This is a genomic window from Vibrio sp. 1F169, from assembly GCF_041439605.1.
Lineage (GTDB): Bacteria > Pseudomonadota > Gammaproteobacteria > Enterobacterales > Vibrionaceae > Vibrio > Vibrio tasmaniensis_A.
Genome location: NZ_JBGOOI010000179.1, coordinates 1 through 1,206, shown reverse-complemented (window position 1 = coordinate 1,206; position 1,206 = coordinate 1). Strand labels below are relative to the sequence as shown.

Sequence of the window (1,206 nt, the reverse complement as noted above, 5' to 3'; positions counted from 1 at the left end):
GTTGCCAGTCCAGCGACCAAAAGAAAAAGGGGGGATTTAAGCGCTCGCCCCAATGGCTTGATTAAAGGCGTCAATGTCTTTGCCATAAAAGTGCCTGGAGGTTTGCTCAATGGCGCGCTCCAGTGAGTGGCCTTGTTTATAAAGATTTTCACAATACTCAAACTCCTTAGGCTCGGTTGAGAACATGGCGCGTTTCACCGGAGAGGCGAAAAAGCGGTGATAGGTGACATGGCCACCCGCTTTGATGCGCGCACTGCTGTATCCCGCTTCGGCAGACGGAGCGAAACTTTTAATGAGACGCTGCTCAAACGGTGAGAAGGCATCCGGGTTTTGGATCAGATACTCATCAAACCCTTCCCCTTGACGAAGAATGATGTGGATATCGGAGTTGTTGTAGCAGGCTTTGGCTTCCTCGTTGCTAAAGAAGTCTTCAATCCCTTGAGTCACTGTACAAAAAGCGCCGCCGAACTTACGGGCGGTGCGATAACCGGTGTTGATGAACTCCCTCGCTTGCTCGTTTGCCCCAGAGAGGAGGCTCCAGGCTTCTTCAATGATGCACAGCTTTGGGGTAGAGCGAGAGCCAGCCAGGTACATCTGCTGGTTAATCGACACCATCAACGCAAAAATCACGGGTCTGAGCACAGCAGGCGGAAACCCATCCAGCTCCAGCGTGGTGATTTCCACACTGGGGTCGAGCATGGAGGGCTTGTTGAACACATCTTTGTACATGCCGTCGGTGCAGAACTTTTTCAGTTGCACCGCAATGTCTTTGATGCGTCGGTCGCTTTCTTCTCCAGCAATCTCAATCAAGGCGTCTCTGACATCATCCACCAAGGCTTGATTACCTTTACGCTCCCATGCCGTCACTATCGCATCGCCTAAGACGCTTTGTTGAAACGCCGTCAGTGGGACGTAGGGTGACGCGATGGTGGCAAACAACGCCGTGATATTATCGAGCGCTTCCATCATGGGGTCGACCGGTCTACCGTCGTCATCCACAAACTCAAACTCAGCACTTTGCATGGCGCCTAAATGCGTGAAGGGATTTAAGAAGATGTTGGCGTGCGTCATGTACGTCCCCCCAAGGCTGAGCGTCAATTTTTTATAGCTGGCCCCTTTATCGAGGATCCACACTTTACCACCCATGGCGTAAACCGTTTCGGCAATCTCTTGAACCAGAAAGCTTTTCCCTGCGCCTGAGCCGCC

At 52.1% G+C, this 1,206-nt stretch carries 1 pseudogene; it reads right to left on the bottom strand.

Going from position 1 to position 1,206, the window contains the following annotated elements:
• Positions 1 to 36: 36 nt before the first annotated feature.
• Positions 37 to 1,206: pseudogene (locus ACED53_RS23455) on the bottom strand (type IV secretion system protein TraC); the annotation flags it as partial.